The sequence below is a fragment of the Micromonospora sp. CB01531 genome (assembly GCF_001905095.1).
Lineage (GTDB): Bacteria > Actinomycetota > Actinomycetes > Mycobacteriales > Micromonosporaceae > Micromonospora.
This window is the reverse complement of the sequence record NZ_LWLS01000061.1, coordinates 333,026-350,308: the sequence shown is the minus strand read 5'-3', so window position 1 is coordinate 350,308 and position 17,283 is coordinate 333,026. Positions and strand designations below refer to the sequence as shown.

At 74.2% G+C, this 17,283-nt stretch carries 15 protein-coding genes and 1 pseudogene; 9 read left to right on the top strand and 7 right to left on the bottom strand.

Annotation, left to right across the window (positions count from 1 at the left end):
* The first annotated feature begins 16 nt into the window (after window positions 1-16).
* Together A6A27_RS13345 and A6A27_RS13340 are read left to right on the top strand one after the other, a co-directional pair.
* Window positions 17-379, top strand: a complete 363-nt coding sequence (locus A6A27_RS13345; RefSeq protein ID WP_073834894.1) for a DUF742 domain-containing protein — start codon at window positions 17-19, stop codon at window positions 377-379.
* Entirely contained in the window at window positions 360-983 is a 624-nt protein-coding gene (locus A6A27_RS13340; RefSeq protein ID WP_073834893.1) for a GTP-binding protein, read from the top strand. The genes A6A27_RS13345 and A6A27_RS13340 overlap by 20 nt, the downstream gene beginning before the upstream one ends.
* Window positions 984-1,062: 79 nt before the next feature.
* Here A6A27_RS13340 and A6A27_RS13335 read toward each other — a convergent pair whose 3' ends face one another.
* The 5 genes and pseudogenes from A6A27_RS13335 to A6A27_RS13315 form a co-directional block, all read right to left on the bottom strand.
* A complete protein-coding gene (locus A6A27_RS13335) occupies window positions 1,063-2,151 on the bottom strand; it encodes a uroporphyrinogen-III synthase (protein ID WP_073834892.1) in 1,089 nt (362 codons plus the stop codon).
* Entirely contained in the window at window positions 2,151-2,567 is a 417-nt protein-coding gene (nirD, locus tag A6A27_RS13330) for a nitrite reductase small subunit NirD (protein WP_083672578.1), read from the bottom strand. The genes A6A27_RS13335 and nirD overlap by 1 nt, the downstream gene beginning before the upstream one ends.
* The gene (gene nirB / locus A6A27_RS13325; RefSeq protein ID WP_073834891.1) at window positions 2,564-5,095 is read right to left on the bottom strand and encodes a nitrite reductase large subunit NirB; all 2,532 of its coding nucleotides are present in this window, start codon (window positions 5,093-5,095) and stop codon (window positions 2,564-2,566) included. The genes nirD and nirB overlap by 4 nt, the downstream gene beginning before the upstream one ends.
* Window positions 5,096-5,130: 35 nt before the next feature.
* Window positions 5,131-6,592, bottom strand: a pseudogene (locus tag A6A27_RS13320) (FAD-dependent oxidoreductase).
* Window positions 6,593-6,659: 67 nt separating this feature from the next.
* Window positions 6,660-8,855, bottom strand: a complete 2,196-nt coding sequence (locus A6A27_RS13315; protein WP_073834890.1) for a molybdopterin oxidoreductase family protein — start codon at window positions 8,853-8,855, stop codon at window positions 6,660-6,662.
* A gap of 146 nt (window positions 8,856-9,001) precedes the next feature.
* Between A6A27_RS13315 and A6A27_RS13310 the strand changes: the two genes are divergently transcribed.
* The 7 genes from A6A27_RS13310 (at window position 9,002) to glmM (ending at window position 14,489) form a co-directional block, all read left to right on the top strand.
* Entirely contained in the window at window positions 9,002-9,697 is a 696-nt protein-coding gene (locus A6A27_RS13310) for a class I SAM-dependent methyltransferase (protein ID WP_073834889.1), read from the top strand.
* Window positions 9,698-9,859: 162 nt separating this feature from the next.
* Window positions 9,860-10,120: a DUF6364 family protein gene (locus A6A27_RS13305; protein WP_073834888.1), complete on the top strand. Its 261-nt coding sequence runs from the start codon at window positions 9,860-9,862 to the stop codon at window positions 10,118-10,120.
* The gene (locus A6A27_RS13300; protein ID WP_073834887.1) at window positions 10,110-10,403 is read left to right on the top strand and encodes a hypothetical protein; all 294 of its coding nucleotides are present in this window, start codon (window positions 10,110-10,112) and stop codon (window positions 10,401-10,403) included. The genes A6A27_RS13305 and A6A27_RS13300 overlap by 11 nt, the downstream gene beginning before the upstream one ends.
* A gap of 122 nt (window positions 10,404-10,525) precedes the next feature.
* The gene (locus A6A27_RS13295; protein ID WP_073834886.1) at window positions 10,526-11,896 is read left to right on the top strand and encodes an MFS transporter; all 1,371 of its coding nucleotides are present in this window, start codon (window positions 10,526-10,528) and stop codon (window positions 11,894-11,896) included.
* Between the two features lie 190 nt (window positions 11,897-12,086).
* On the top strand, window positions 12,087-12,530 hold the full coding sequence (rplM, locus tag A6A27_RS13290; protein WP_073834885.1) for a 50S ribosomal protein L13: 444 nt from the start codon (window positions 12,087-12,089) through the stop codon (window positions 12,528-12,530).
* 20 nt (window positions 12,531-12,550) lie between these two features.
* Window positions 12,551-13,015 carry a 30S ribosomal protein S9 gene (gene rpsI / locus A6A27_RS13285; RefSeq protein ID WP_030501567.1) on the top strand — a complete coding sequence of 155 codons (465 nt, stop codon included), beginning with the start codon at window positions 12,551-12,553 and terminating at the stop codon, window positions 13,013-13,015.
* Between the two features lie 118 nt (window positions 13,016-13,133).
* The gene (gene glmM / locus A6A27_RS13280) at window positions 13,134-14,489 is read left to right on the top strand and encodes a phosphoglucosamine mutase (protein WP_073834884.1); all 1,356 of its coding nucleotides are present in this window, start codon (window positions 13,134-13,136) and stop codon (window positions 14,487-14,489) included.
* 486 nt (window positions 14,490-14,975) lie between these two features.
* Here the strand turns inward: glmM and A6A27_RS13275 are convergent, their stop codons facing one another.
* Together A6A27_RS13275 and A6A27_RS13270 are read right to left on the bottom strand one after the other, a co-directional pair.
* Entirely contained in the window at window positions 14,976-16,085 is a 1,110-nt protein-coding gene (locus A6A27_RS13275; RefSeq protein WP_073834883.1) for a threonine aldolase family protein, read from the bottom strand.
* On the bottom strand, window positions 16,082-17,269 hold the full coding sequence (locus tag A6A27_RS13270; protein WP_073834882.1) for a pyridoxal phosphate-dependent aminotransferase: 1,188 nt from the start codon (window positions 17,267-17,269) through the stop codon (window positions 16,082-16,084). Before A6A27_RS13270 ends, A6A27_RS13275 begins: the two co-directional genes overlap by 4 nt.
* Window positions 17,270-17,283: the final 14 nt, after the last annotated feature.

Below are 17,283 nucleotides of genomic sequence, written 5' to 3'. Positions count from 1 at the left end.
GGGAGGTGATCGCGAGATGGAACCACGGCGGGATCCGCGTGGGGCGCTGGTGCGACCGTACGCGGTCACCCGCGGCCGCACCGAGCCGTTGCAGAACATCGCGTTGGAGGCGGTGCTCTCCTGCACGCCCACACAGTCGGCCGAGGCGCGGTTCGCCGGGCACGACAAGTACCGCATCGCCCTGGTCTGCGAGGGCCGGGCGCAGTCGCTCGCGGAGATCGCCGCGTACACCCGGATGCCGCTGGGCGTCACCCGGGTGCTGGTCGCCGACCTGGTGGCCGAGGGCCTGCTGACGCTACACACTGCCGCTCCCGCGACGGGGTTCCAGGAGCGGATGAACTTGCTGGGAAGGGTGCTAAGTGGACTTCGCGAACTATGACCCCGCCGGGGCGAGCCGCAGCCGGGAGATCATCTCCGCGAAGATCGTGGTCGCGGGTGGCTTCGGGGTGGGCAAGACCACCCTGGTCGGCGCAATCTCCGAGATCACGCCGCTGACCACCGAGGCGCTGATGACCGCGGCCGGGGTGGGCATCGACGATCCGTCGAAGGTGCCCGGCAAGGAGACCACCACGGTCGCCATGGACTTCGGCCGGATCACCATGGCCCAGGACCTGATCCTGTATCTCTTCGGCACGCCGGGCCAGACCCGTTTCTGGTTCATGTGGGACGAGATCATCCGGGGTGCGGTGGGCGCCACGGTGCTGGTGGACACCCGGCGGATCAGCGACGCCTTCGCCCCGCTGGACTACTTCGAGAACCGCAACCTGCCGTACGTGGTGGCGCTGAACCGGTTCGACGGCGCCGCGCAGTACGAGCTGGAGGAGGTCCGCGAGTCGCTGGCCATCTCGCCAGACGTGCCGCTGGTGATGTGCGACGCCCGGCATCGTGAGTCGGTCAAGCAGGTGCTGGTGACCGTGGTCGAGCACGCCATGCTCCGGCTGCAGGCCGAGCACGACCGGGGCTACCCGGCCTCGGTCGGCTGACCGCCCGCCCGTCCCGTCCGTAGCCGGACCGGACGGGCGGCTCCGCCGGGTCGGTGCGCCGAAGGCAGCCCCGCTGCCGTCAGTCCACCCGGAGGCGGTAGCCGCGCTTGACCACGGTCTGCACCACCCGGGGCGCCGTCAGTCCGACCCGCAGCCGGGCGACCGCCATCTCCACCGCGTGCTCGTCCGCGCCTAGGGGCAGGGTACGCAGCAGGGCGGTGCGGGACAGCACCTTGCCGGGCGACGCGGCGAGCGCCCGCAGCACCGCCATCGGGGCCGGCGCGAGCGGCCGCAACTCCCCGTCGACCACGGCGGCGTGCCCGCGCAGCGTCAGCTGGTGCCCGCCGGCCCGCACGGTCACCGTCCGGCGGGGCAGCTCGTCCACGATCGTCCGCACCAGGGCGCCCAGCCGGGCGCGGCTCGGGGCGGCCACCGGCACCCCCCGCCGGACCAGCGGTTCGGCGGTGACCGCGCCGACGCAACCGGCCAGCACGTCCCCCCGCAGCGCCGCCAGCACTGTCTCGGTGCGGTCCCCGGCCGCCCGCAGCAGCGCCTCCGCCGCCGGGGCGGAGGTGAACGTGACCGCGTCGACCATCCGCCCCGCGACCAGGTCGATCAGCCGGTGCAGCGGAGCCGGGTCGGTCGGCGGCGCCCACCGGTAGACCGGTACCTCGAGCACCGTGGCACCGGCCGCTTCCAGCGCCTCGGTGCACTCCGGCTGCCGCTCGCCGTGCAGTTGGAGCGCGACGACCTGGCCGGACACGCCGCGCCGGACCAGGTGGTCGACCACCTCGTCGCAGCTCTCCGAGGCCGGGGACCAGTGCTCGCGCAGCCCGGCGGCCCGGATCGCGCCGGTCGCCTTCGGGCCGCGGGAGACCACGTAGGACCGGGCGAGCACGGCACGCAGGGGTTCGCCCAGGCCCCACCCCTCGGCCGCCTCCAGCCAGCCGCGCATCCCGATGCCGGTGTTGGCCATCAGCACGTCCGGCGGGCGGTCGAGGCAGGCCCGGGTGGCCTCGCGCAGGTCGGTGTCGTCGGCCAGCGGCACGATCCGCAGGGCCGGGGCGAGCACCACCCGCGCGCCGCGCCGCTGCAACAGCGCGGCCAGCTCGTCGCGTCGCCGGTCAGCGGTGACCCCGATGGTGAAGCCGGCCAGTTCCTCCCGCATCACTCCTCCTGCCGCAGCCGCACCTCGACCTGCCCGTCCCGGCAGCGCACCTCGTGCCGCCGCAGCGCCACGTCCGGGAGGTCCAGGCACCACCCGGTCCGTAGGTCGTAGACCTGCTTGTGCAGCGGGGAGGCCAGCGTCGGCACGCCGCCGCGGCTGCCGACGATCCCCCGGGACATCACGTACGCGCCGCCGACCGGATCGAGGTTGTCGACCGCGTACAGTTCGCCGCCGGTCCGGACGAGCGCCACCTGCACGCCGTCGACCAGCGCGGCCATCCCGCGATCGGGGTCCAACCGGTCGAGCGGGCAGACCGACGTCCAGTTGGGCCTCCTCGTCGCGTCACCTCGCTCCGCTCGGTGTCGCGACGAGTTCACGAGGCTGAGCTGACTGATTCGCTCGCTGCGCTGGCTCATGGGCGTACCTCCGGAAGGCCGAGCGCCACCGGCTGGCGGCGGCGGTCGGCGCCGGACGCCGGTGGTGCGCCGCGCGCGGGCACCGGCTGGCCGCGTTCGGCGGTGAACGTGATGGACGGATCGGGCACGTCGGGGGCGTTGACGAACGAGGTGAACCGGCGCAGCCGCTCCGGGTCCGCCAGCACGTCCCGCCACTCGTCCGAGTACGACGCGACGTGCCGCGCCATCGCCGCGTCCAGTTCGGCGCAGAGCCCGAGCGAGTCGTCCACCAGCACCGCGCGCAGGTGATCGAGCCCGCCCTCCATCGCCTCGAGCCAGGCGGCGGTGCGCTGCAACCGGTCGGCGGTCCGGATGTAATAGATCAGGAAGCGGTCGATCAGCGTGACCAGCTCGTCGGTGCTCAGGTCGGTGGCGAACAGGTCGGCGTGCCGGGGCCGGAAGCCGCCGTTGCCGCCGAGATAGAGGTTCCAGCCCGTCTCGGTGGCGATGACGCCGAAGTCCTTGCCGCGGGCCTCGGCGCACTCCCGAGCGCAGCCGGAGACCGCCGCCTTGAGCTTGTGCGGGGCGCGTAGTCCCCGGTAGCGCAGCTCCAGCGCGACGGCCAGCCCAACCGAGTCCTGCACCCCGTACCGGCACCAGGTCTCACCGACGCAGGACTTCACCGTGCGCAGGGCCTTGCCGTACGCGTGGCCGGACTCGAAGCCGGCGTCGACCAGCCGGCGCCAGATCTGTGGGAGCTGCTCGACCCGGGCCCCGAACAGGTCGATCCGCTGCCCGCCGGTGATCTTGGTGTACAGCCGGAAGTCTCGGGCCACCTCGCCGATCACGATCAGCTTCTCCGGGGTGATCTCCCCGCCGGGGATTCGGGGCACCACCGAGTAGCTGCCGTCCCGTTGCAGGTTGGCCAGGAAGTGGTCGTTGGTGTCCTGGAGGGACGCCTGCTCGCCGTCGAGCACGTGCCCGGTGCCGAGGGAGGCGAGGATCGAGGCCACCATCGGCTTGCAGATGTCGCAGCCGCGCCCCCGCCCGTGCTCGGCGATCAGCTGCGAGAAGGTGCGGATGCCGCGGACCCGGACGATGTCGAACAGCTCCTGCCGGCCGGCGTCGAAGTGCTCGCAGAGCGCGGTGGACTGCCGCACCCCGGCCGCGTCGAGGAGCTGCTTGAGCATCGGTAGGCAGGAACCGCAGCTCGTACCGGCCCGGGTGCACGCCTTCAACGCCGGCACGTCCCCCGCCCCGCCCGCGATCGCCGCGTCGATGTCCGCCCGGGTCACCGCGTTGCAGGAGCAGACCTGGGCCGCGGCCGGCAGCGCGCCGACCCCGGCGGGGGCGCCCCCGGCCGGTGCCAGCAGGGCCAGCGGGGGAGCGGGCAACGGCCCGCCGACACTCGCCCGCAGGGTCGGGTACGCGCTGGCGTCGCCCACCAGGACGCCGCCGAGCAGCGTCCGCGCGTCGTCGGAGAGGACCAGCTTGGCGTACGTGCGGGTGGCCGGGTCGGTGAAGGTGACGTCGAGGCAGCCCGGGGTGGTGCCGTGCGCGTCACCGAACGAGGCCACGTCCACCCCGAGCAGCTTGAGCTTGGTCGCGGTGTCCGCGCCGGGGAAGGTGGCCGCCCCGCCGAGCAGCCGGTCGGCGACCACCTCGGCGGTCGCGTACCCGGGAGCGACCAGGCCGTGGCAGGTGCCGTCCACCGCCGCGCACTCGCCGACCGCCCAGATCCGTTCGTCCGCCGTCCGGCAGGTGGCGTCGACCAGCACCCCGCCCCGCGGCCCGAGCGGCAGGCCCGCCGTCCGGGCCAGCTCGTCCCGCGGCCGGATGCCGGCGGCCACCACGACCAGCTCGGCGTCGACCGTACGGCCGTCGGAGAGCTCCAGCGTGGCGACCGTGCCGTCCGGGCCGGGGCGCAGCGCGGTGGTGGCCACCCCGAGGCACGGGGTGACGCCGAGCTCCTCGACGTAACGGCGGAGCATCGCCCCGCCTGCCTCGTCCACCTGTACCGGCATCAGCCGGGGCGCGAACTCGACCACGCTGGTGGACAGGCCCAGCAGGCGTAGGGCGTTCGCCGCCTCCAGGCCGAGCAGCCCGCCGCCGATCACCGCCCCGGTCCGCCGGCCCCGGGCGTGCTCCCGGATCGCGGCCAGGTCGTCCAGTGTCCGGTAGCCGAACACGCCTGGCAGGTCGGCGCCGTCGACGGGCGGCACGAAGGCGTACGACCCGGTGGCCAGCACCAGGGCGTCGTACGGGTGACTGCCGGTCGCCGTGGTCACCACCCGCCGCGTCCGATCGATCGTGGTTACCGGCTCGCCCAGGTGCAGCACCACGCCGTCGTCGGGAGTGTGCAGGTTCAGCTCCGCCGCGCCGACCCCGTCGAAGAAGGCCGAGAGCCGGACCCGGTCGTACGCCGGCCGCCGCTCCTCGGCGAGCACCGTCACCCGCCAGCGCCGGTCGTGGTCCCGGGCCCGCAACGCCTCGACGAAGCGTTGCCCGACCATGCCGTTGCCGACGACCACCAGTCTGCCGCCCCGCATGCCATCACCTCCGCTTTCCCGCCCCCGCACTCCGTTCATCGCGTTACCGCCACCGGGTCCGCCTCGGCGAGCCAGTCGGCGATGCCGGCGACCGCGTCCCGGCAGCCGCCGCAGCCCGTCGCCGCCCGGGTCGCCGCCGACAACTCCTCGACGGTCCGGGCGCCGGCACGCCAGCACGCCACCAGCGCACCCTTGTGGACGTCGTTGCACTGGCACACCGTGGCCGCGTCCGGCATCAGCGCCGGGGACGCGGCGGGGGGTGGCCGGGGCGGCGCCGGACGCCCGCCCGAGCAGTAGCGACCGGCGGTCCGCGGGCACCGGGTCACCCCGGTCGAAGAGCTGCACCACCGTGCCGACGGCCGGGTTGTCGCCGAGCAGGATCGCCCCGGTCAACCGGCCGTCGCGGATCCGCAGCCGGGCGTACGTGCCGCGGGTCGTGTCGGCGAAGGTCAGCTCCTCGACCGGTCCGCCGTCATCTGCGGCGGTGCCGGCGGGCGGTGTGCCGCCGGCGGTGTCGCCCATCGCGGCGAGGTCGATGCCGGCCGCCTTGAGCCGGGTCACCACCGGCCGCGGCCGGTACCGGGCGAGCGGGTCCGCGCCGGCCAGCACCTCGGCCACCACCCGGGCCTGCGCCCAGGCCGGGGCGACCAGCCCGGTCAGCGCCCTGGCGTGCTGGGCGCAGTCGCCGATCGCCGAGATGTGCCGGTCGCTGCTCCGCAGCCGGTCGTCCACCAGCACGCCCCGATCCACGGCCAGCCCGGCCGCGGCGGCCAGGGCGGTGTCCGGGCGTACGCCGCAGGAGAGCACCAGCAGGTCGGTGTGGAGCGAGCGGCCGTCGGCGAGGTCGAGGCGGACCCCGTCGGCGTCGGCGGCCACCCCGGTCGCCGGAACGGCCAGCGCGGCCCGTACGCCCAGCCCGGCGAGGGTGCCGGCGAGCACCGCCCCGGCGGCCGGGTCGAGCTGTCGTTCCATCAGCCATCCGGTCGGGTGGACCACGGTCACGTCCAGCCCTCGGTCGGCGAGCCCGCGCGCGGCTTCCAGCCCGAGCAGCCCGCCGCCGAGCACCAGGGCGCGGCGGGCGCCCCGGGCGGCGGCGAGGATCCGCCGGCAGTCGTCCAGGGTGCGGAACGGGACCACCCGGTCGGGCAGCGGGTCGAGCCCGGGCAGCGGCGGCACCACGGCCCGGCTGCCCGTGGCGAGGACCAGCTGGTCGTAGCCGTGCCGGTCGCCGTCGTCGGTGCGTACCTCCCGGGCAGCCCGGTCGATCGCGGTGACCGCCAGCCCGGTCCGGACGTCCACGCCCTGCCCGGCGACCTCGGTCAGCGCCACGTCTGGCTCGTCGATCTTCCCGGCCAGCAGGGCGGAGAGCATGATCCGGTTGTACGCCCGGTGCTGCTCCGCCCCGAGCACGGTGACCTTCCGGTCGCCGTTCCGCGCGTGCAGCTCGGCGGCGAGCCGCGCGCCCGCCATCCCGTAGCCGACGATGACCACTCTCATGACCGATCTCCGCTCCGCTCCGATCGGCCATGAGGCGCCACGGCGCTGTTCCGGATGCTTCGCCCGCTCATGCCTTCTCCACCCGGACGGCGCAGATCTTGAATTCCGGCATGCCGGAGAGCGGGTCGACGGCGTCGTTGGTGACCGAGTTGGCGCGCGCCGCGCCCGGCCAGTGGAACGGCGCGAAGACGGTGTCCGGCCGGATCGCCGGGCTGAGCCGGGCCGGCGCCCGCAGCTCGCCCCGGCGGGAGACGACGCGCACCTCGTCGCCCCCGGCCACGCCGAGCCGGTCGGCCAGGTCCGGGTGCAGCTCGACGAAGCCCTCCGGGGCGGCCCGGCGCAGCGCGTCGACCCGCCGGGTCTGCGCGCCGGACTGATAGTGGGCGAGCACCCGGCCGGTGGTGAAGTGCAGCGGGTACTCCGCGCACACCTCCTCGGCGGCCGGCCAGTGCGTCACCGGGTGGAACCGGGCCCGCCCGTCCGGGGTCGGGAAGGACTCGGTGAAGAGCCGGGGCGTGTCCGGCCCGTCCGGGTCGGGGCAGGGCCAGAAGACGCCCTCGTCCCGTTCGACCCGCTCCCAGGTCACCCCGGCGTAGTCCGCCGGCCCGCCGGCCGAAGCCCGGCGCAGTTCCTCGAAAACGGTGCGCGGATCGGCCGGGAAGCCGTGCCCGCCGGCTGCGTTGCCCCCGCCGCTGCCAGCGGACCCGGGCGTTGGGAAGAGGTCCGTGCGGTGCGGGGTGCGATGAAGAATGGCCCCCGCGTGCAGTCGGGCGGCCAGGCCGGCGAGGACGGCCAGCTCGGTGCGGACCCCGGGCGGCGGCTCGCGCAGCGCCCGCCGGCGGAGCACCCGACCCTCCAGGTTGGTCAGCGTGCCGTCCTCCTCGGCCCACTGCGCGACGGGCAGCACCACGTCGGCCAGGTCGGCCGTCTCGGAGCGCACGAAGTCGGCCACCACCAGCAGGTCGAGGGCGCGCAGCCGGGACTCGACCCGGGCCGCCCGGGGCGCCGACACCACCGGGTTGGAGCCGAAGACCAGCAGCGCCCGGGGGCCGGTCGCGGTGCCGAGCGAGTCCAGCAGGGCGTACGCCGGCACCCCCGGCCCGGGCAGGTCGTCGGCGGGTACGCCCCAGACCCGCGCCACGTGCTCCCGGGCCGCCGGGTCGTCGATCCGCCGGTACCCGGGGAGCTGGTCGGCCTTCTGCCCGTGTTCCCGACCACCCTGGCCGTTGCCCTGGCCGGTGAGGCAGCCGTACCCGGAGCCGGGCCGGCCGGGCAGGCCCAGGGCGAGCGCCAGGTTGATGAACGCGGTGACCGTGTCGACGCCCTTGGCGTGCTGTTCCGCGCCGCGCGCGGTGAGGATGATCGCGCGGTCCACCGTGGCGAGCGCCCGGGCGGTCGCCTCCAGGTCGGCCACCGGTACCCCGGAGAGGCGTTCCACCTCGGCCGGCCAGTACCCGGCCACGGTCCGCCGGACCTCGTCGAAGCCGCTGGTCCGGTCGGCCACGTACGCCCGGTCGAGCCAGCCCTCGGTGAGCGCCACGTGCAGCAGCGCGTTGGCCACCGCCAGGTCGGTGCCGGGCAACGGCTGCAGGTGCCGATCGGCCTGCCGGGCGGTGGCGGTGAGCCGGGGGTCGATCACGATCAGTTGGCCGCCCCGGGCGCGCTGGTCGGCGAGGTGCCGCAGCAGCGGCGGCATGGTCTCGGCCGGGTTCGCGCCGACCAGCAGCAGGGTGTCCGCCCGGCCGAGGTCGGCGAGGGGGAAGGGCAGCCCCCGGTCGACGCCGAAGGCGCGCAGCCCGGCCGCCGCGGCCGAGGACATGCACCACCGGCCGTTGTAGTCGATGTGCCGGGTACGCAGCGCCACCCGGGCGAACTTGCCGAGCGCGTACGCCTTCTCGTTGGTCAGCCCGCCGCCGCCGAAGACCGCGACCGCGTCCGGCCCGTGCCGGTCCTGGACGGCGCGGATCCCGGCGGCCACCCGGTCGAGGGCCTCGTCCCAGCTCGCCGGGCGCAGCGGCGCGCCGGGCCGGTCCCGCAGCAGCGGGGCGGCCAGTCGGTCGGGGTGGTCGAGCAGTTCGGCGGCGGTCCAGCCCTTCTGGCACAGCCCGCCCCGGTTGGTGGGGAAATCGCGGGGCGCGACCTCGATCCGCCCGTCGGCCTCGCGCAGCACCATGCCGCACTGGAGGGCGCAGTACGGGCAGTGCGTGGCGACCTCCCGGCGGTGGACCTCCGGTCGCGTCGTCACGCGGGCACCCTGTGTCATGTCGGGAAAGCGTGCCGGTGGGCGGTTTCCGGTCCGGGTCCCGTCTGTTTCGGTCCTGTCAAGAGCGCCTCACGCCGCACGGGAGTGACGGGCCGGATGGGCAGGTTTAGAATATGAGACGGAAATCCTGAATAATGGGAGGCGCGATGAGTGTGGCGGACGCGTTCGACGCGGTGGCGGGGAGCTACGACGAGGCCCGGCGCCGGCTGGTGCCCTGCTTCGACGCCTTCTACGGCACCGCGGTCCAGGTCGCCGCACCGCCGCTGCGGGCGGCGCTCGCGTCGGGGCATACCCCCGAGGTGCTGGACCTGGGCGCGGGCACCGGCCTGCTCTCCCTGTTGCTCGCCGCGGCGGTGCCGGGCGTCCGGCTGACCCTGGTCGACGCCGCGCCGGGCATGCTCGCGGTGGCCACCGGCCACCTGGCCGCCCGGGGAGTGCCGCACCGGACGGTGCTCGCCGATCTCACCGGCCCGCTGCCCGCCGGCCGCTACGACGCGGTGGTCTCGGCCCTGGCCATCCACCACCTGGTCGACGACGGCAAGCGGGCGCTCTACCGGCGGGCGGCCGAGACGCTGGTGCCCGGTGGGGTGTTCGTCAACGCCGAGCAGGTCGCCGGCCCGACCCCGGCGCTGGACCGGCGCTACGACGAGGTCTGGACGGCCCGGATCACCGAGCTGGGCTCGGACGCCGAGGAGATCGCCGCGGCCCGGGAGCGGATGCGGCACGACCGGCCGGCGCCGGTGACCGACCAGTGCCGCTGGCTCACCGACGCCGGCCTGACCGACGTGGACTGCTTCTTCAAGGAGTGGCGGTTCGCCGTCTTCGGCGGCCGCCGCCCGTGACGGTCGGCGCGCCTGCGGGGTCGACCGTCGCGTCGCGGCCGGCCCGCCTGAGCGTCCGGCGGGGGGTTGTCCCGTCCGCCCCGCCCGTGCCCTGGTGTCCGGTTCGCCGACGGGCGCGAGTGGGGATGACTGCTGGTCGTACCAGTGGGTAATCTGTCCGGCATGACCGCCAAGGTGACGCTGTCGTTCTCGGACGAGACGATCGAGGAGGCGCGCCGGTTCGCCAAGCGGGAAGGGCTCTCCCTCTCCGCCTGGATGGACCAGGCCGCCCGGGAGAAGGCGCTGCGCGAGGTCTTCACCGCGCACGCCGCCGCCGTCGGCCGCGCCGGCCTGGATCTGGAGTCCGCGGCCCTGGCCGACGACCAGGAGGCCGCGATGGTCGACGACGCCCTCTTCGGCGGCGGACGTCCGCGTGCTGCGTAGGGGAGAGGTCTGGCGCATCTCCGGCGCCCGGGAACGGCTCGGACTGGTGATCAGCTCCGACGTCTACAACTCCACCGACGTACCGATCGTGATCGTGGCCGAGGTGGTCGAGGAATCGTTGCTACGGGACTCGCCCCTCGCGGTGGCCATGGGCGGGTACGTGGTGATGCCTGACCGGCTCTCGTCGCCCATGAAGAAGTGGTTCACCGAGTGCGTGGACGTCGCCGACACCGAGACCATGCAACGGGTCGGCCGGGCGCTGCGCATCCTCCAGGAGCTCTGACCGGCTCACCGCCGGCTTCCGGCGGACGTGCGGTTTCCGTTTCCGGCCCGACCCGGGGCGGGCACGGCCGGGAAACCACCCGTTCCTAGCGTCCCCCTCGTCATCGACGAGGAGGAGTCGCCGTGAGCACGCTCGCTTCCCCCCGGGCCCCGGCCCCCGACGCCGGGCACCGGCGGTCGATCACCGACCGGCGCCCCGAGGACCCCGGGTTCTGGGACACCGCCGGGGCCTCGATCGCCCGCCGCAACCTGTACGTCTCGATCTTCGCCGAGCACGTCGGCTTCTCCGTGTGGAGCCTCTGGTCGGTGACGGTGCTCTTCCTCGGCCCGGAGTACGCCATCGACCCGGCCGGGAAGTTCCTGCTCACCGCCGTGCCGGCCGCGCTGGGCGCGGTGCTGCGGCTGCCGTACACGCTGGCGGTGGCCCGGTTCGGCGGGCGGAACTGGACCGTCGTCAGCGCGCTGCTGTTGCTGGTGCCGGCGGTGCCGATGGCGCTGCTGATCGAGCCGGGGGTGTCGTACTCGACACTGATGGTGCTGGCCTGCCTGAGCGGGGTCGGCGGGGGCAACTTCGCCTCGTCGATGGCGAACATCAACCTGTTCTTCCCGGACCGGCTCAAGGGCCGGGCGCTCGGGCTCAACGCCGGCGGCGGAAACCTCGGCGTGCCGGCGGTGCAGCTCGTCGGGCTGGCCGTGCTGGCCACCGCCGGGGCCGCGTACCCCCGGCTGGTGCCGGCGGTCTACCTGCCGCTGATCGTGCTCGCGGCGCTCGCCGCGGCGCGCTGGCTGGACAACGTCCCCGGGGCGCGCAACGAGCCGGGAGCGCTGCGGGCCGCCGCCCGCGACCCGCACACCTGGGTGATGTCGCTGCTCTACGTGGGCACCTTCGGCTCGTTCATCGGCTTCGGGTTCGCCTTCGGCCAGGTGCTCCAGCTCCAGTTCCACGACCGGTTCCCGACTCCGGTCGACGCCGCCTGGCTGACCTTCCTCGGGCCGCTGATCGGCTCGCTGATCCGGCCGGTCGGCGGCCAGCTCGCCGACCGGCTCGGCGGAGCCCGGGTCACCTTCTGGAACTTCGCGGCGATGGCCGTGGGCGCCGCGCTGGTGCTGTACGCCGCGCGCGAGCGGTCGTTCCCGCTCTACCTGGTCGGGTTCCTGGCGCTCTTCGTGTTCTCCGGGATCGGCAACGGGTCGACGTACAAGATGATCCCGGCGATCTTCCGGGCCCGGGCCGCCGCCGAGGCGGAGCGGACCGGAGACCGGGCGGCGGCCGAGCGCCGCGGCCGGCGGCGGTCCGGGGCGCTGATCGGCGTCGCCGGGGCGGTCGGCGCCTCGGGCGGGGTGCTGGTCAACGTGGCCTTCCGGCAGTCCTTCCTCGCCGCCGGGAACGCGGACGCGGCCTACCTGGCCTTCGTCGGCTGGTACGCGCTCTGCTTCGCGGTGACCTGGATGGTGTACCTGCGGCCGGGGCCACGTAAGCTGTCCGGCGTGTGACCTGCGCCATGGTGGAAGCGCGGGCCGCGCGGGGACCACCCCGTTTTGACCTGCCGCCGGGCGGCCGGGTATCGTTGCCTGCTGTTGTACGACATTCAGAGGCGTGCCGCATCAGGTACGCTTGGTCGTTCGTGCGCGCCTGGTCACCTCGGCGCGCGACCCCAGACCGACGACGAGACAAGGTAGACCTGTGCGTACGTACAGCCCGAAGCCGGGTGAGATCGAGCGTCAGTGGCACGTCATCGACGCCTCTGATGTCGTGCTGGGCCGCCTCGCGACCCACGCCGCCACGCTGCTGCGTGGCAAGCACAAGCCGACTTTCGCGCCGCACGTCGACACGGGCGACTTCGTCGTCATCGTGAACGCGGGCAAGGTCGCGCTGACCGGCAACAAGCGCCAGCAGAAGATCGCTTACCGCCACTCCGGTTACCCGGGTGGTCTGAAGCAGGTCGGCTACGAGGAGCTGCTCACCAAGCGTCCCGAGCGGGCCATCGAGCTGGCCGTGAAGGGGATGCTCCCGCACAACAAGCTCGGCCGTCAGATTCTCAAGAAGCTGAAGGTCTACGCCGGTGCCGAGCACCCGCACGGCGCGCAGCAGCCGGTGCCGTTCGAGATCAAGCAGATCGCGCAGTGAGCGCGGGCGAAGGAAGCAGCATGACCGACATCACCGCCACCGAGGTTGCCCCTGAGGCCACCGAGGCGCCGGCGCCCGTCGCCCGCGCGCCTCGTGGCGACCGCCCGATCCAGACCGTGGGTCGGCGCAAGGAGGCCATCGTCCGGGTCCGCATCGTCCCCGGCAGCGGCAAGATCACCTGCAACGGCCGTGACCTCGAGGCCTACTTCCCGAGCAAGGTGCACCAGCAGCTGATCAAGGACCCGCTGGTGACCGCCGAGAAGGCCGAGGCGTTCGACGTGATCGCCAACCTGCGTGGTGGCGGCACCACCGGCCAGGCCGGCGCGCTGCGCCTCGCCATCGCCCGCGCGCTGATCGTCAGCGAGCCGGACGATCGCCCGGCCCTGAAGAAGGCCGGCTTCCTGACCCGTGACGCCCGGGTCAAGGAGAGCAAGAAGTACGGCCTCAAGAAGGCCCGTAAGGCTCCTCAGTACTCGAAGCGCTGATCATCAGCAGCGCCTTGTACTTCTGACGGACGGCCGGGTCCGCCTCCTCTACGGGAGGTGGCCCGGCCGTTCGCTTTTCCTCTCCTCGCAACGGCAGTTCCATCGGAGGTTGGCGGGTATGGGCCGGTTGTTCGGCACGGACGGCGTACGCGGGCGGGCGAACGCGGATCTCACCCCGGAGTTGGCGCTCGCGGTGGCGGTCGCCGCCGCGCACACACTCGCCGAGTCGGACAAGAGCCATCCGCCGCTCGCCGTGGTCGGCCGGGACACCCGGGCCAGCGGCGAGATGCTGGAGGCCGCGGTGGTGGCCGGGCTCACCAGCGCCGGCGCCAACGTGGTCCGCGTCGGCGTGCTGCCCACCCCGGCGGTGGCGTTCCTCACCGCCGAGGCCAAGGCCGACCTGGGCGTCATGCTCTCCGCCTCACACAACCCGATGCCGGACAACGGGATCAAGCTCTTTGCCGCCGGCGGGCACAAGCTGCCCGACGAGATCGAGATGCGGATCGAGGCGGCGGTCGAGGCGAACGCCACCACCGCCTGGGAGCGGCCGATCGGTGCCGGGGTGGGCCGGGTGCACGACCTGCTCGACGGCGCCGACCACTACGTCCAGCACCTGGTCGGCACCGTGCCGCACCGGCTAGACGGGATCAAGGTGGTGGTCGACTGCGCCAACGGCGCGGCCGCCGAGGTCGCCCCGGTGGCGTACCAGGAGGCCGGCGCCGAGGTGATCGCGATCTGCGCCGAGCCGGACGGGCTCAACATCAACGACGACTGCGGCTCCAACCACCTGGACGCGCTGCGGGCCGCCGTGGTGGAGCACGGCGCGCACCTGGGCATCGCCCACGACGGCGATGCCGACCGGTGCGTGGCGGTCACCGCCGACGGCGACGAGGTCGACGGCGACCAGGTGATGGCGATCCTCGCCCTGGCCATGCGGGAGGCCGGCGCGCTGACCGAGGACACCCTGGTCGCCACCGTGATGAGCAACCTCGGCCTGAAGCTCGCCATGTCCGCCGAGGGCATCCGGCTGGTCGAGACCAAGGTCGGCGACCGGTACGTGCTGGAGGAGCTGCGCGCCTCCGGGCTGGCCCTGGGCGGCGAGCAGAGCGGCCACATCGTCATGCCCGCGTACGCCACCACCGGCGACGGGGTGCTCACCGGGCTGCACCTGATGTCCCGGATGGCGGCCACCGGCAAGTCGCTCGCCGAGCTGGCCGCCGTGGTCACCAAGCTGCCGCAGGTCCTGATCAACGTGCCGGTGGGCGACCGGACCGTGGGCTCCGCCGCGCCGGCCGTCCGGGCCGAGGTGGAGCGGGCCGAGGCCGAGCTGGGCGAGACCGGCCGGGTGCTGCTGCGCCCCTCCGGCACCGAGCCGCTGGTCCGGGTCATGGTCGAGGCGGCCACCGAGATCACCGCCCGGTCCGTGGCGGAACGGATCGCCGAGCAGGTACGCACCGCCAGCCCGGCCGGCTGACGGCCGTTCCGGTTCATCCGGGCGCGGCGGGATCCTCTCGCCGCGCCCGGTGCCGTTTCCGATTCGGCTCCGTCTGCCGGCGCCCGGCGGTTGTGCATGGCACTCGGGCAAGGTCCGGGACGTCTACGCCGACGGCGACGACCTGATCGTCGGCACGCTGCCAACTTGATGACGTAAACGGATCAGTCGAGCTGCCCGTCGCGTCGCGGCCTTCCACCAGCCGGCCGTTCAGCCCGCCCCGGCTCGCTGACCAGGTCCGGTCCTCAGACCGTGCCGTTTGGCGCAGGTCCCCGACCTGGACGATCGGCCGCGGGCCGCCGGGTGATGCATTCACGTCATCAAGTTCGTAGCGTCTGGCAGAAGGGCCCCAGCTCCGCGGGCAATGGCGCAGCGGGCGGTCACGCCTTCCCCGGCCGTCTGGACCCGCGCGGCCGGCGCGTCGCCCATGCTGCCCCGTCGACCGCCTGGCCCGGGCCGGGGCCGGGCTCAGCGCCGCGGCAGCCGGCGCAGGAAGCGGTCGGCCAGGTCGACCACCTGGTCGGCGTCCAGTTCCAGCGCCGGTCCGGCCACCGTCACCTCGGCCAGCGCGATGCCGGGCACCTCGGTGTCCCGCCAGCCGCCGACGAACCACGCCTTCTCCTCCTCGGCGAGCGCGAGGTTGGCGGTGTTGAGCGCGTCCGCCGGGTGCGACAGCCAGAGCCGGAACTGGTGCGTGTGCGGGGGCGCCGGGTGCACCCGGGCGCCGGGCAGGGTGGCCAGCGCCGCCGCCACCACCTTTGCGTGCGCCACGTAGCCGGCGAGCCGAGGCAGCTCGTGGGTGAGGCCGGCGAGCGCGGCCAGGGCAGCCGGCGACTGCTGGAAGAGGTTTCCGCCGTAGCGGTGCCGCCAGGCCCGGGCGTAGCGGACCAGCTCGGCGGAGCCGGCCAACGCCGCACCGGAGTGCCCGCCGAGGGACTTGTAGAACGAGACGTACGTGCTGTCGGCCAGGGCGGCGACCTCGGCCGGCGAGCGTCCCAGGTGGACGGTGGACTCCCAGAGCCGGGCGCCGTCCAGGTGCACCCGGGCGCCCCGTTGCCGGGCCGCCTCGACCACCGCGACCAGCTCGTCCCAGGTCGGCAGGACGAAACCCGCGTCGCGCAGCGGCAGCTCCAGCAGCAGCGTGCCGATCGGCTCGTCGAGCGCGACGATCTCCTCGGCGGTCGGGTTGCGCGGCGCGTCCGCGGAGCGTACCGGCCGCAGGCCGCCGAGCACGGCGGGCGCGTCCCGCTCGTGCAGCATCGGGTGGCTGAGCGGGTGCAGGCCGACGCCGTTCCGTCCGGTCAGCTCGACGCCGTACCGCATGGCGACCTGCTGGGCCATCGTGCCGGTGGGGAAGAAGGCGACGCCCTCGGTGCCGAGCAGTTCGCCGACGCGGCGTTCCAACTCCTCGACCGCCCCGCCCTCGCCGTAGAAGTCGGGCAGCAGGTCGTCGGCCGTGATCGCCCGGAGCGCCTCCAGCTGCTCGGCCACCGAGGCCGGCGGTCTGCCGGAGAGCACCGTGTCGCAGCTGCGCTGCGCCGCCATCCGGCGTAGCCGGTCGGCGTTCGGGTCGGTCATCGGATTCCCTTCAGTTGGCGCAGCCGGTCCACCGCCTCGGTCAGCACCTCCGGGCGCTTGCAGAAGGCGAACCGGACCAGCCGCCGCCCCGCCTCGGCGTCGTCGTAGAAGACCTGGGTCGGCACGGCCACCACACCACAGCGCTCCGGCAGCGATCGGCAGAACTCGACCCCGTCCCGGCCGCCGAGCGGGGTGACGTCGGCGGTGACGAAGTACGTGCCCTCGGGGGCGAGCACGTCGAACCCGGCGTCGGTGAGCCCGGCGACGAGCTGGTCCCGCCGTCGCTGCAGGCCGTCCCGGAAGTCGGTGAAGTAGGCGTCGGGCAGGCCGAGCGCCAGCGCGACGGCCGGTTGCAGCGGCCCGGCGTTGACGAAGGTGAGGAACTGCTTCACCCGCAGCACCGCGGAGACCAGCGGGGCGGGCCCACTCACCCAGCCGACCTTCCAGCCGGTGCAGGAGAAGGTCTTGCCGGCCGAGGAGATGCGCAGCGTCCGCTCCCGCATCCCGGGAAGCGCCGCCAGCGGTACGTGTGGGGCGGCGGCGTCGGCGAAGACCAGGTGCTCGTACACCTCGTCGGTGACCGCGTACGCGCCGTGCTCCTGGCACAGCTCGGCGACCAGGGCCAGCTCGTCGCGGGTGAACACCTTGCCGGTCGGGTTGTGCGGGGAGTTCAGCAGCACCAGCCGGGTACGCGGGCCGAACGCGGCGCGCAGCTCCGCCGGGTCGACGGCGTACCGGCCGTCGGCGGCGGGACGGAGCGTGACCGGGCGGCGGACGGCACCGGCCAGCGCGATCGAGGCCGCGTACGAGTCGTAGTACGGCTCGAAGCAGACCACCTCGTCACCCGGCTCGCAGAGGGCGAGGATGCTGGCCGCGATCGCCTCGGTGGCGCCGGCGGTCACCACGATCTCGCCGTCCGGGTCGTACGCCAGATCCCAGAAGCGGCGCTGGTGGGCCGCGACGGCCGCGCGCAGCGCCGGCATCCCCGGGCCCGGCGGGTACTGGTTGTGGCCGGAGCGGAGCGCCTCGGCGGCGGCCGCGAGCATCTCCGGCGGGCCGTCGGTGTCCGGGAAGCCCTGGCCGAGGTTGACCGCCCCGGTGCGCACGGCCAGCGCGGACATCTCGGCGAAGATGGTGGTGCCGAACGGCCGCATCCGGGCCACCAGCGGATCGGTCGTCGTCACGCGGGCCAGCCTAC

Excerpts from the sequence above, each read along its gene's own strand:
- A6A27_RS13345 (WP_073834894.1), top strand. The coding sequence starts at position 17 with ATGGAACCACGGCGGGATCCGCGTGGGGCGCTGGTGCGACCGTACGCG.
- A6A27_RS13335 (WP_073834892.1), bottom strand. The coding sequence starts at position 2,151 with ATGCGGGAGGAACTGGCCGGCTTCACCATCGGGGTCACCGCTGACCGG.
- nirD (WP_083672578.1), bottom strand. The coding sequence starts at position 2,567 with ATGAGCCAGCGCAGCGAGCGAATCAGTCAGCTCAGCCTCGTGAACTCG.
- nirB (WP_073834891.1), bottom strand. The coding sequence starts at position 5,095 with ATGCGGGGCGGCAGACTGGTGGTCGTCGGCAACGGCATGGTCGGGCAA.
- A6A27_RS13315 (WP_073834890.1), bottom strand. The coding sequence starts at position 8,855 with ATGACACAGGGTGCCCGCGTGACGACGCGACCGGAGGTCCACCGCCGG.
- A6A27_RS13310 (WP_073834889.1), top strand. The coding sequence starts at position 9,002 with ATGAGTGTGGCGGACGCGTTCGACGCGGTGGCGGGGAGCTACGACGAG.
- A6A27_RS13305 (WP_073834888.1), top strand. The coding sequence starts at position 9,860 with ATGACCGCCAAGGTGACGCTGTCGTTCTCGGACGAGACGATCGAGGAG.
- rpsI (WP_030501567.1), top strand. The coding sequence starts at position 12,551 with ATGACCGACATCACCGCCACCGAGGTTGCCCCTGAGGCCACCGAGGCG.
- glmM (WP_073834884.1), top strand. The coding sequence starts at position 13,134 with ATGGGCCGGTTGTTCGGCACGGACGGCGTACGCGGGCGGGCGAACGCG.
- A6A27_RS13275 (WP_073834883.1), bottom strand. The coding sequence starts at position 16,085 with ATGACCGACCCGAACGCCGACCGGCTACGCCGGATGGCGGCGCAGCGC.